The following is a 12,358-nucleotide window of genomic DNA, read 5'->3' as shown; positions in this document are numbered from 1 at the left end:
CATTCCTGTATCTATTATATACTAGATGGTAAATCACCGAAAAGTGGATGTTTAAAAAAGGGGATAAAAAGGACTGTGCCCGGCTATGATTGCAATGCCGAGAGGAGCGCGTCCTGTTTGGATTTTTTGAACAGCCTCGAGAAGAAACGGATGGAGATATAATGGCATATAAAGATGAACAATTGTCTGAGGAGAAGGTATTTAAAGATCCTGTCCACCGTTATGTGCATGTGCGGGATCGTGTAATATGGGATCTGATTGCAACACCGGAATTTCAGCGGCTGCGGCGGATTAAACAACTGGGAACAACGAATTTAACGTTCCACGGAGCGGAGCATAGCCGCTTCAACCATTCGCTCGGTGTATATGAGATTGTACGGAGAATTTTATATAATTTCAAAGACCGTCCCCATTGGGATAATGAGGAACGCCTGCTTTGTCTCTGTGCAGCACTGCTTCATGATTTGGGACATGGCCCGTTCTCGCATTCCTTTGAGAAAGTATTTAAGCTGGACCATGAGCATTTCACTCAAGAAATCATTGTAGGAAAAACAAAGGTCAATGAAATTCTTGAAAGGGTGGAAAAAGGATTTTCGCGAAAAGTCGCAGATGTGATTGCGAAAACGTATGAAGACCAGTTAGTAGTCAGTCTGATATCGAGTCAGATTGATGCAGATCGCATGGACTATCTGCAGAGGGATGCGTATTATACAGGGGTAAGCTATGGACACTTTGATATGGAGCGGATTCTTCGTGTCATGCGTCCAATTGAGGATCAGGTCGTTATTAAATCAACAGGGATGCATGCAGTGGAAGATTATATTATGAGCCGCTACCAAATGTATTGGCAGGTTTATTTCCACCCTGTTACCCGAAGCGCGGAAGTGATTTTGTCCAAAATTCTTCATCGGGCAAAGTATTTGCATGAATCACCGGATTATACATTTAAACTGGAGCCAACGCATTTTATATCCCTTTTTGAAGGGGATGTCATGCTGGACGATTATCTGAAGTTAGATGAGAATATTGTGCAGTATTATTTCCAGCTTTGGCAGGAAGAAGAGGATGAAATTATCCGTGACCTCTGTGAGCGGTTTATGAATCGCCGATTATTTAAATATATTGAGTTTAATCCCAATCATCAAATGAAGGAATGGCTGAAGCTCACCCAATTATTTGAACAGGCAGGAATTGATCCGGAATATTATCTTGTTGTTGATTCTTCATCTGACCTTCCATATGATTTCTACCGGCCTGGGGAAGAGGAAGAACGTCTTCCCATTCATTTACAGATGCCAGATGGCAGTTTAAAAGAGCTTTCACGTCATTCGGATATTGTAGAATCGATTTCCGGGAAAAAACGGACAGATCACAAGCTGTATTTCCCGATGGATAAGCTAAAAAGCCTGGAAGATGAGACAATGAAGCAAGCAATTTTGGAAATTCTTTTTGGTCAGGGAGCGAGTAAGAATGTTGATTAACCATGCAAAATTGATACGTTTTTTTCAAATTGCCGAGGACATTACGGGACGAAAAAAACTGCAAAAGATGATTTATATTTTACAAAAGTGCAATATACCATTTGAAGAAAGATACCAATTCCACTTCTATGGGCCATATTCTGAAGAGCTGACACTGCGAGTGGAAGAGCTCTGCAATCTTGGTTTTCTTGCGGAAGAGCGCGAGGAGAAGACAAGCTATTATCAATATCATTATCAAATCACAGCAGCAGGTGAGGAATTTCTGAAGCAATTCACACTCGACTTGCCTGATATGTCAGATAAGATTCAGCTGCTGAAAGGGAAGAGTTCCAGATTTCTTGAGCTCGTTTCCACACTGCTTTATTTTGATGATTTAGAAGCTGCGGAGCAAATCGAGAAGCTGCATCATGTAAAGCCGAAGCAGCGGTTTACAGACGAGGAAATCCAAGAAGCAATGCGCTTTATTCACCTAATTCAGCACTAAAGCGATATAATTCAAATAAGAGAGGAGTTTTCCAGAATGAGTAATGAGCAGCCGAAAAAGAAAAATATGTTTACAATTATTAAGGATGATTCAACAGATGGGCATGGCGGGTATGGAGCTGGAGCAATCAGCTTAGAGAATATGTCATCCGTTATCATCGACCCGAATGAGAATAAAGCATATGTTGACATGGGGGCAATGCATGCCCGCAGTGAGGTGGAACGCCGCGTGAAATGGATTCGTGACAAAGATGAAGTTCCGAATGGCAAGCTTTATTGGATTGTATGGGTCAATTTAGACCGCAATGAAAATGGAATTTATTATGCAGGTGTAGCAGGCAGTGAAATTCGCGTTGACCGTGAGATTAAGCGTGCATACAAATCAATGGCAGAGCATGTTGGTCATATGGAAAAATCTTTGAAAAACAGAATTATTCTAGACCACATGGATGATCATTCAAAAAAATTGCTGCGGGACTATCTTATCGAATACAACGAAGAAATGTGGAATAATTCTTCAGATGAATTGAAAGAAGCACTCGCATTGTAAAATTTTGTCTAAACTCAAAAATGAACATTCTGTGACGAAAAATGAAATAAGGGTTAAAAAGTTGTACTTTACTTGAGAACTTTGTAAAATGGTATTACATGGGCTATCTCATGAATTACTAGGACAAAAAAGCAACCAACACCTGTTGAACTGGACATTCACTGGCTGTTGGTTGTTTTTTAATATGGAAATTGGTGACAGTACAGAAAGCAATCATCTATTCTTCTTCATTCAAAAAAAGCTGGAACCATTTTTGAAATAATCCTGTATCCGTTTCTTCCGCTATTTGCTTTGGAATCGCCTGCTCCTCGCAATATCCCTGTGGCTCTGTACCTTGAATGAAATACATCATCCTGTTTTCTCCGCAATTTGGCGTTGCTTTTAAACCGGTCTCCATATCAATCGGTACACCAACAACACCTTTGGGAGTTTCGAAAAAGTCCTGGGATTTGCCTTCATGTGCATACTCCATAACCTTGGCCCACAGCTCTTTTGCATACCTTGTTTCATCCAGCTTTTCGATGTTGCGGTTATCATCATACCCCGTCCAAACGCCTGTTACAATGCTTGGGCTATAGCCAATCATCCAATTGTCCGCAGGTGTTGTTCCTGATTTGCCTGCATAGGCTCTTGTAAGCTCATCGGAAATTGTACTGCCGGTTACAGGCATATAGCCGTTCAGTTTTGGATCAAAGATGCCCTGGAGCAGCTGGGTCAGAATAAAAGTGGTTTGCGCATCTAATATTTGTTCGTGCTTCTCTGGTTTTCTCGTAAAAACAGCTTTATCATTTTTATCAGCAATCTTTTCAATCGTATACGACGTAAGTTCTTTGCCGCCATTTGCCAGCATGCCATAGGCGGATGCTAATTCTTCTAAAGAAACTGCCGCTGTTCCTAATGCGAGTGAAGCAACAGCAGGAAGTGTCTCCTCAAAGCCAAACATGCTCGCTGTATTCACTAATGTTTCAGGACCTAAATAAAGATTGGTCCGAACAGCATAAACATTATCAGATAAAGCAATTGCTTGAGCTAGTGTAATCGGCTCATTTGCATAATAATGGTTGAAATTACTTGGCTGATAAATCTCCCCGTCTGCCAGTGTGAATTTTGTTGGCTTGCTCATCAGTTTTGTTAAAGGTGTATAGCCATTCTCCAGTGCTGCATAATATAAAAAAGGTTTAAAGCTTGAACCAGGCATGCGTTTTGCTGAACGTACACGATTGAACATGCTCGCGGTATAATCTCTGCCGCCAGAGAGAGCAAGGACGGCACCAGTATCAGGCTGAATAGAGAGTACGGCGGCTTCTAGTTCACTTTCTGCAGGGATGATCTCTTCCAGGGCGGATTCCGTTTCAGCTTGCAGCTCTTTATCTAAGGTCGTGTATATTTTATAGCCACCTGAACGAATTTCCTCTTCTGTTAATTCGAGCAGCTGGGCTGCTTCCTGCAGTACAATGTCTTGGAAAAAGGGAGCAATTTCTGCATGTGCCGTCACAGCAGTTTCCGCGTAATTTAATGCTTCTTGTTTTGCGAGTGTGTATTCTGCATCTGTCATTCTATCTTTCTGCCATAACAGCTTGAGAATCATATCCTTGCGTGCATTTGCATTTTCCTCATTATTCAGTGGAGAGTAATAGGTTGGCCCCTTAGGTATTCCAGCGAGCATCGCTGCCTCTGCCCAGGTTAGATCTGCCTGAGGCTTTGCAAAAAAGTACTGACTTGCTGCTTCTGCACCATATGCTCCATGTCCATAATAAATCGTATTTAAGTATCCTTCTAAAATCTCATCTTTTGTATAATGCATCTCAAGCCGCATCGTATAAAAGGCTTCTTTCAATTTTCGGTTCCAGGTTTTTTCATGTGATAAATATAGATTTCGTGCCAGCTGCTGTGTAATTGTGCTTGCACCTTCTTTAAGCGATTGTGTCGATAAATTCTTCCAGATGGCACCGGCAATTCTTTTCAAATCAAAACCATGATGATCATAAAAGTGCTGATCCTCAAGTTCGACGGTTGCTGTAATTACTTTTTCAGATAGATGATCAATCTCTACCCAATGCCGATTTTCTACACCTTTTTCCACACCAATAACTTCATTGTTTGCACTATACAATGTCGTGTTTTCTTCCGGATTCATTTTGGGCGGACCCATAAGAAAAATTAGCACAAGCAAACAAGCAGCTAATATGACACCAATGCCAGTCAGCCAAAAACAGATTGAAGCAATTCTCTTCAAGAGACGATATTTTTTAAATTTCATGAAGGTCCACCTCCCCATCGATTCCTTTCTCTTAGTATGGGAAAAGAATCCAGGAATTAAACAGGAGAGGGCTTTCACATTTACAAATTGATGAAGAAACATGGAAATATACATAAATTGATTGATAAACATACAGGTTTATCGCTATAATAAGTACATTATTTAAATAAGAGGCGATAATGATGGTTCAGCCGAAAAATCAGGTGTTTATCCATCTGAAGACGGTTATTAACGATACCGGTGAATTAGAAGAAAATGAAGTAAAAGCAGCCGGCAGTTTTTATCAGCGCAATAATCTGGATGTGCTGACATATAAAGAAGAATTGGAAAACGCAGGGGAAGTAAACACCCTGATTACAATCCAGCCTGAGCGTGTGACGATTAAACGAACAGGCGCCGTATCAATGCATCAGCAATTTCAAAAGGAAAAGCTAACAGAGAATGTCTATCAGCATCCACATGGAAACATTCATATGGAGACGTTCACGAATGGAATTTTATATCGTGCGCCCGGTGAAAAACAACCAGGGCTGCTGCAATTAGAATATACGATGAAGTTAAATGGACAAAATGAAAGAAGACATACATTGGAGCTATTATTTACAGAGGAGGACTCCCAGTGAACATATTAGAACAAACAGAAATAAAGTTAAAAGAAGAAATTGGCCGGGCAGCAGTTTCAGCAGGACTGGCAACAGAAGCAGAACTTCCAGAAGTGATTCTAGAAAAGCCTAAAGATAAATCCCATGGTGATTTTGCAGCAAATATCGCAATGCAGCTGGCACGCATTGCGAAGAAAGCACCACGTCAAATTGCAGAAGAAATCGTAAAACAATTAAACCAGGAAGAAGCTTCAATTGAAAAGATTGATATTGCTGGTCCAGGTTTTATTAACTTTTTTATGAAAAATGACTTTCTGCGTGAAATTATCCCAACTGTCCTGCTGCAAGGTGAAAATTATGGTAAAACAGATGCAGGCAAGGGTGAGCGTGTGCAAGTTGAGTTTGTATCTGTAAATCCAACAGGTGACCTGCACTTAGGGCATGCACGTGGAGCAGCTTATGGAGATGTGCTCTGTAATTTATTCGCAGCAGCCGGCTACAGTGTCGAACGTGAATACTATATTAACGATGCAGGAAGCCAAATCGATAATCTGGGACTCTCTGTTGAAGCCCGTTATCTTCAGGAGCTTGGGCAGGATGTGGAAATGCCGGAGGATGGCTACCATGGTCAGGTTATCATTGATATGGCAAAAGCAATTATTGCAAGAGACGGCGAGCAGTGGCTGGAGAAGTCACATGAAGAGCGCCTTGCTTATATGAAAGAATTTGGTCTAAAGGCATCACTTAAAAATATTGAAAGAGATTTAAAAGATTTCCATGTTGTCTTCGATAACTGGTTCTCAGAGCGTTCTCTATATAAAGACGGACAAATTCCTGCAGCAGTAGAATTGCTGAAAGAAGGAAATTATATTTATGAGAAAGATGGGGCAACTTGGTTTAAGTCAACGGAATTTGGTGATGACAAAGATCGTGTTGTTATTAAGCAGGATGGAAGCTATACGTATTTAACACCTGATATTGCTTATCATAAAAACAAACTGGACCGCGGCTACGACAAGATTATTAATGTATGGGGCTCAGACCATCATGGCTATATTGCGAGAATGAAGGCAGCCATCCAAGCATTGGGTTACCCTGCAGATAAATTAGATGTAAAAATCATTCAAATGGTTAATCTTTTTGAAGGCGGCGAGAAAGTCCGCATGAGTAAACGGACAGGGAAGGCGGTCAGCCTTCGTGAGCTGATGGATGAAGTAGGTATTGATGCTACACGCTACTTCTTTGTCGCTCGTTCGAATGATACACAGCTTGACTTTGATATGGACCTTGCCCGTTCCGAGTCAAATGAAAACCCTGTTTACTATGTGCAATATGCTCATGCTCGAATTTGCACGATGCTTGAACAAGCGAAGAGCAAAGGCTTTGATGTAGATGCAGCTTATGATGATGCTTTATTAACAGCTGAAAAAGAACAAGATCTCTTGAAGAAACTTGGTGAGTTCCCGCAAATGATCGCCGATGCAGCGGAGAAACACGCTCCACAGCGTATCACCAATTATGTATTCGAGCTAGCAGCATTATTGCATAGCTTCTATAATGCAGAAAAAGTGCTTGATACAGATGCAGCAGAAAGAACGAGTGCACGAATTGCGCTTATGAAAGCTGTCCGCATCACAATCGCCAATGCACTGAATTTAATTGGCGTAACTGCACCAGAAAAAATGTAAAACAAATTGAAAAATCGTATGGAATCAGGCTTGTGCTGTGATTTCATGCGATTTTTTTGAATAACTTTAAAACTTCTTATAGAGGAAGTGGTGCTCAAAGACCGTTAGAACTGGAACCTAGTTGCTTCGGTCGCATAGAAAGCTTCTCATCGCCCGTTTCAGCTGGAATCGTTCTGCATCGGTCGCATAGAAAACCTCTCATCGCCCGTTTCAGCGTGAATCGTTCTGCAACGGTCGCATAGAAAGCTTCTCATCGCCCGTTTCAGCGGGAATTGTTCTGCAACGGTCGTATAGAAAGCTTCTCATCGCCCGTTTCAGCTGGAATCGTTCTGCATCGGTCGCATAGAAAGCTTCTCATCGCCCGTTTCAGCGTGAATTAGTCAAGTCCATATTATTGTGTAAAAGTTAATACAACATTTTCAACCATCTTATAAAGCATAATGTACAGCGAGGGCTTAGCTGCTTGCCATTGATTCGGGTTATAAGTTCATGGTATTTGTTGGCGGGGCCCCGCCAACAAATACCATAAGTCATTTTCTTGCGTTCTATTCGACTTCATCAAATCCCTTGAAGTATTGCTTTTTTCCCAGTCTTCGTCTATATCCATAAGTACTGAACCAATTGTCCGAATAGCTGACTGGTCATTTGGAAATATTGAGATCACTCTTTCTCTCCTTCGGATTTCCCGATTAACCCGTTCTAGCATATTGGTCGTTCTTAAGTGTTTATGGTATTTGGCTTTTTGAGAATGGAATTGCATAGCATCTTCGAAACCTATATCTAGTTTTTCAATGACTTTTTGAAGGCTCTTCGTATCTTGGTAATTATTAATAAATTTATCTTTTAGTTCACGTGCATGTGTTAATCTGGAAGTTCTAAAAATAGCTTTTAAATCTTCACGTGCTTCAATCAACTTCTTTTTTGGCATGGTGTCTGTCATATTACGAAGATAGTGTACAACACATCTTTGCCAAGAAGTACCCAAAAAAGATTCTTCAATGGCTCTTACTAACCCAGCATGTGCATCCGAAATTATCATTTTAGGTGATTGGATTCCGCGTGACTTTAAGTGTTCAAAAAACTTAGACCAAGCTTCAGTAGATTCTTTATAATCGATTTGGATTCCAATGATTTCTCTATATCCTTTTTCGTTTACTCCACAAAATATATATACTGCTTTAGAAACAACTTTATTGTCCTCACGAACCTTAATATACATGGCGTCCACATAAATATATGAAAAGTAGTAAGCGTTTAATGGACGGTTTTTCCATTCGTTAACTATTGGGTCAAGTGATTTGGTTATTTCAGAAACAAAAGATTTGGATACTTTTTTCCGCATAATTCTTCTACGATTTTAGATACCTTCCTAGTTGAGACGCCATTAATAACCATCTCCATCATCGATAAAACTAATGCTTGATCGTAACGCTCGTATCTTTTAAAAGCACTTGGTGAAAATGCGCCATCCCTGGTTCGAGGGACATTTAGTTTAAGCGAGCCGGCACCTGTGACAAGTTGCCGTTCATAATAACCGTTTCTATATCCTTTGCGGTCATTAGTTCGTTCATGGGAAAGAGCATTGATATATTCATCCCGTTCTTTTTCCATCAAAGAATTCAAAATAAGAGTAAGAGAAGCTTTAACAGGTGATTCAAGTGAACTATTTTCTACTTTCGCTTTAAGTTCTTCTAAATCTATTGTAATATTAAGTTGGGTCATCATCATGTCCTCCGTTTCGTTTTCTTGGTCGAAAACATTGTATCACGGGTCATGATGATGACCTATTCTTTTACACAATTATATGGACTTAATCCGTGAATTGTTCTGCAACGGTCGCATAGAAAGCTTCTCATCGCCCGTTTCAGCGTGAATTGTTCTGCATCGGTCGCATAGAAAGCTTCTCATCGCTCGTTTCAGCTGGAATTGTTCTGCATCGGTCGTATAAAGCTTCTCATCGCCCGTTTCAGCTGGAATTGTTCTGCACCGGTCGCATAGAAAGCTTCTCATTGCCCGTTTCAGCTGGAATCGTTCTGCTTCGGTCGCATAGAAAGCTTCTCATCGCCCGTTTCAGCTGGAATCGTTCTGCATCGGTCGCATAGAAAACCTCTCATCGCCCGTTTCAGCTGGAATCGTTCTGCTTCGGTCGCATAGAAAGCTTCTCATCGCCCGTTTCAGCTGAATTGTTCTGCAACGGTCGCATAGAAAGCTTCTCATCGCCCGTTTCAGCGTGAATTGTTCTGCATCGGTCGCATAGAAAGCTTCTCATCGCTCGTTTCAGCTGGAATTGTTCTGCATCGGTCGTATAGAAAGCTTCTCATCGCCCGTTTCAGCTGGAATTGTTCTGCACCGGTCGCATAGAAAGCTTCTCATCGCCCGTTTCGGCGGGAATTGTTCTGCAACGGTCGTATAGAAATCTTCTCATCGCCCGTTTCAGCTGGAATCGTTCTGTTTCGGTCGCATAGAAAGCTTCTCATCGCCCGTTTCAGCGGGAATTGTTCTGCACCGGTCGTATAGATCCGCCTGTAAAGATGTCGGTTGCTGTGATCCACAGTAAAACCTTGAGCAGAATGGGGAAGGTCAGTATCTCATTTAAAAGGTGAGACTAGTCTAAATCCTCGCAGTGTAATGCCTGCTTCATAATATGTATAAGATATTTTTTAAAACAATGCATCTCGGAGTCGAAAAAATGAAAATATATTTCAACAAATCTATTGACTGAATGGTCATTCACATATAAGGTAGTAATATAGAATTTTCTAAAAGGATTTTCTTTTACGCATTTTGGAAACATGCTATCTTTTTTTAAAAACAAGAGATGGTCCTTGGAGAAAGCAACTCTGTTTTTTTATTAGCAAAATATGAAATCGCTATCATTTTAAAATAGACAAAAGGGGGGCATTTAAATGGATACATTTTTACTCATTAACTGGATTGCATTTTTACTTGTAACCGCCTATGCATTCTATTTATTTGCTAAGGTTGTGACAACGAGGATTGCTTACATCAAGCTTGGGAAGAAATCGGAGTTTGATGGTGAGATTAAACTGCGCCTGCAGCGTGTGTGGAAAATTGTCTTTGGGCAATCCAAATTATTAAAGGATAAGAAATCGGGAACCATTCATGTCATGATGTTCTATGGCTTTATTCTCGTCCAATTTGGGGCAATTGACATGTTTATTAAAGGATTATCACCAGGTAATCACCTGCCGTTTGGTCCATTATATCCTGGGTTTGTTTTCTTCCAGGAACTGGTCACATTGATGATTCTGATTGCAGTTGCTTGGGCATTTTACCGTCGCTATATGGAGAAGCTTGTTCGTTTGAAGCGTGGCTTTAAAGCAGGGCTGGTTCTTATTTTCATAGGCACATTGATGCTTTCCGTATTATTTGGAAACGGGATGCTGATGCTCTGGGAAGGGGAGCCGCTTACTTGGACAGCTCCGGTTGCTAGTTTAGTAGCAGCTGCATTCGGCTGGCTCTCAGCAAAAGCTGCAATGGTTCTGTTTTTTATTGCGTGGTGGATTCATACAATCACCCTGCTGACATTCTTAGTATATGTACCACAATCGAAGCATGCGCATTTAATTGCAGCACCGATTAATGTTTTCTTAAGTAAAAAGACTCCAGGAAAACTGGAGAAAATTGATTTTGACCTTGATGAAGAAGATGATGAGGAAGATATTGCTTTCGGTGTTGGGAAAGTAGAAGATTTCTCCCAGCACCAAATGATTGATTTTTATGCCTGTGTAGAATGTGGACGCTGTACAGATGTTTGTCCAGCGGCAGGAACAGGAAAGATGCTTTCACCAATGGATATTATGATTAAGCTTCGCGATCATTTAACAGATAAAGGAGCTGCAGTAACAGGGAAATCTGCTTGGGTTCCATCCTACGCGTTCTCAGGTGCTGCGGGAAATCTTGTAAGTGCTGAGGGAGAAGCTGCCGCAACGGTTCAAAGCATGAACCTGGTCGGGGATGTAATTACAGCAGAAGAGCTGTCGGCTTGTACAACTTGCCGTAACTGTGAGGATGCATGTCCAGTAAATAATGAGCATGTCGGTACGATTATTGATTTGCGCCGATATCTTGTTATGACAGAAGGTAAAATGGATTCTGATATTCAACGCGCTGTGCAAAACATTGAACGTCAAGGAAACCCATGGGGACTTTCGAAAAAGGACCGCGTAAAATGGCGTGATGAGGATGAGACAGCCTATATCCCGACAGTGAAGGAATTAAAGAAAGAAGACAAGGAATTTGAATACTTATTCTGGGTAAGCTCAATGGGGGCTTATGACAGTCGCAGCCAAAAGATTGCCCTTGCCTTTGCGAAATTAATGAATAAGGCAGGAATCAGCTTTGCAATCCTGGGAAATGTCGAAGCAAACTCTGGCGACACAGCACGCCGGATTGGGAATGAGTTCCTTTTCCAGGAAATCGCAGAGAAGAACATAAAACAATTTGAAAAATATGATGTAAAGAAAATCGTGACAATTGATCCGCATGCATATAATATTTTCAAAAATGAATATCCTGACTTCGGATTTGAAGCAGAAGTTTATCATCATACACAATTATTATTTGATTTAATCATGGATGGAAAGCTTTTGCCAAAGGGTCAGATTAATCAAAGATTAACCTACCATGATTCCTGTTATTTAGGAAGATACAATGGTGTGTATGACCCGCCAAGGGAAATTTTGAAATCCATTCCAGGGTTGGAATTAGTTGAAATGGTTCGTTCAAAAGAGAATGGCATGTGCTGCGGGGCAGGCGGTGGACTGATGTGGACAGAAGAAACGACAGGAAACCGGATTAACGTTGCCCGTACAGAACAAGCACTTGAAGTCGCACCATCCATTATATCAACAGGCTGTCCATACTGTCTGACGATGTTAAGCGATGGAACGAAAGCGAAAGAAGTAGACGAAGACATCAGCACAATGGACGTAGCCGAAATTTTAGCGCTGTCCGTATTTATAGAAGAAGAAGTAAAAACAGCATAAAGTAAAACCTCATTCCTCGTATATTGGGGGAGACGTGGAACGAAAAGAGAAGGGTATAGCAAAATATACCCTTCCTTCATAAAATGGAACTGAACGAGCGTTCAATCATGAGAATGGATGGATTTTAAATGATAAGTCATTCGGATTCATCCGTGGAGATTCTAAACTGGTTAATGGGATGTGCAAGACAGTGTGAATTGGCTCCGAACAAGCCCGTGGATAGCTGGCATATTCCATTTGGACCGGTGATGCACCAGATTTTATAACTCCACTGACAAATCCGGC

The 12,358-nt window shown here is 41.1% G+C and carries 7 protein-coding genes and 1 pseudogene; 6 read left to right on the top strand and 2 right to left on the bottom strand.

The window, feature by feature from the left end:
* Positions 1-161: 161 nt before the first annotated feature.
* The 3 genes from NST93_RS12740 to NST93_RS12730 are packed head-to-tail and all read left to right on the top strand — an operon-like array spanning position 162 to position 2,514.
* Positions 162-1,481 (top strand): HD domain-containing protein, encoded by a 1,320-nt coding sequence (locus NST93_RS12740; RefSeq protein ID WP_405097595.1) that lies wholly within the window; start codon positions 162-164, stop codon positions 1,479-1,481.
* Positions 1,471-1,965, top strand: coding sequence for a YwgA family protein (locus NST93_RS12735; RefSeq protein WP_405097593.1), 495 nt, complete (start codon positions 1,471-1,473; stop codon positions 1,963-1,965). Before NST93_RS12740 ends, NST93_RS12735 begins: the two co-directional genes overlap by 11 nt.
* Positions 1,966-2,001: 36 nt before the next feature.
* Positions 2,002-2,514 (top strand): YwhD family protein, encoded by a 513-nt coding sequence (locus NST93_RS12730; RefSeq protein ID WP_405097591.1) that lies wholly within the window; start codon positions 2,002-2,004, stop codon positions 2,512-2,514.
* Positions 2,515-2,731: 217 nt separating this feature from the next.
* Here NST93_RS12730 and NST93_RS12725 read toward each other — a convergent pair whose 3' ends face one another.
* Positions 2,732-4,774: a transglycosylase domain-containing protein gene (locus tag NST93_RS12725; protein WP_405097589.1), complete on the bottom strand. Its 2,043-nt coding sequence runs from the start codon at positions 4,772-4,774 to the stop codon at positions 2,732-2,734.
* Positions 4,775-4,956: 182 nt separating this feature from the next.
* Here NST93_RS12725 and NST93_RS12720 point away from each other — a divergent pair, with 182 nt between their 5' ends.
* The gene (locus tag NST93_RS12720) at positions 4,957-5,397 is read left to right on the top strand and encodes a DUF1934 domain-containing protein (RefSeq protein ID WP_405097587.1); all 441 of its coding nucleotides are present in this window, start codon (positions 4,957-4,959) and stop codon (positions 5,395-5,397) included.
* On the top strand, positions 5,394-7,064 hold the full coding sequence (gene argS, locus NST93_RS12715) for an arginine--tRNA ligase (protein ID WP_405097585.1): 1,671 nt from the start codon (positions 5,394-5,396) through the stop codon (positions 7,062-7,064). The genes NST93_RS12720 and argS overlap by 4 nt, the downstream gene beginning before the upstream one ends.
* 487 nt (positions 7,065-7,551) lie before the next feature.
* Here the strand turns inward: argS and NST93_RS12710 are convergent.
* A pseudogene (locus NST93_RS12710) lies at positions 7,552-8,786 on the bottom strand (IS256 family transposase).
* A 1,184-nt stretch (positions 8,787-9,970) separates the two neighbouring features.
* On the opposite strand from NST93_RS12710, the gene NST93_RS12705 reads away from it, so the two are divergent.
* A complete protein-coding gene (locus NST93_RS12705; RefSeq protein WP_405097583.1) occupies positions 9,971-12,073 on the top strand; it encodes a heterodisulfide reductase-related iron-sulfur binding cluster in 2,103 nt (700 codons plus the stop codon).
* Positions 12,074-12,358: the final 285 nt, after the last annotated feature.

It is taken from the genome of Oceanobacillus sp. FSL H7-0719 (assembly GCF_045040795.1).
Lineage (GTDB): Bacteria > Bacillota > Bacilli > Bacillales > Amphibacillaceae > Oceanobacillus.
The sequence above is the reverse complement of the archived record's forward strand: the minus strand, read 5'-3'. Positions and strand labels throughout refer to the sequence as shown.

Bases quoted from the DNA above. Each gene is read 5' to 3' on its own strand.
- NST93_RS12735 (WP_405097593.1), top strand. From the start codon at position 1,471: ATGTTGATTAACCATGCAAAATTGATACGTTTTTTTCAAATTGCCGAG.
- NST93_RS12730 (WP_405097591.1), top strand. From the start codon at position 2,002: ATGAGTAATGAGCAGCCGAAAAAGAAAAATATGTTTACAATTATTAAG.
- NST93_RS12725 (WP_405097589.1), bottom strand. From the start codon at position 4,774: ATGAAATTTAAAAAATATCGTCTCTTGAAGAGAATTGCTTCAATCTGT.
- NST93_RS12720 (WP_405097587.1), top strand. From the start codon at position 4,957: ATGGTTCAGCCGAAAAATCAGGTGTTTATCCATCTGAAGACGGTTATT.
- NST93_RS12740 (WP_405097595.1), top strand. From the start codon at position 162: ATGGCATATAAAGATGAACAATTGTCTGAGGAGAAGGTATTTAAAGAT.
- NST93_RS12705 (WP_405097583.1), top strand. From the start codon at position 9,971: ATGGATACATTTTTACTCATTAACTGGATTGCATTTTTACTTGTAACC.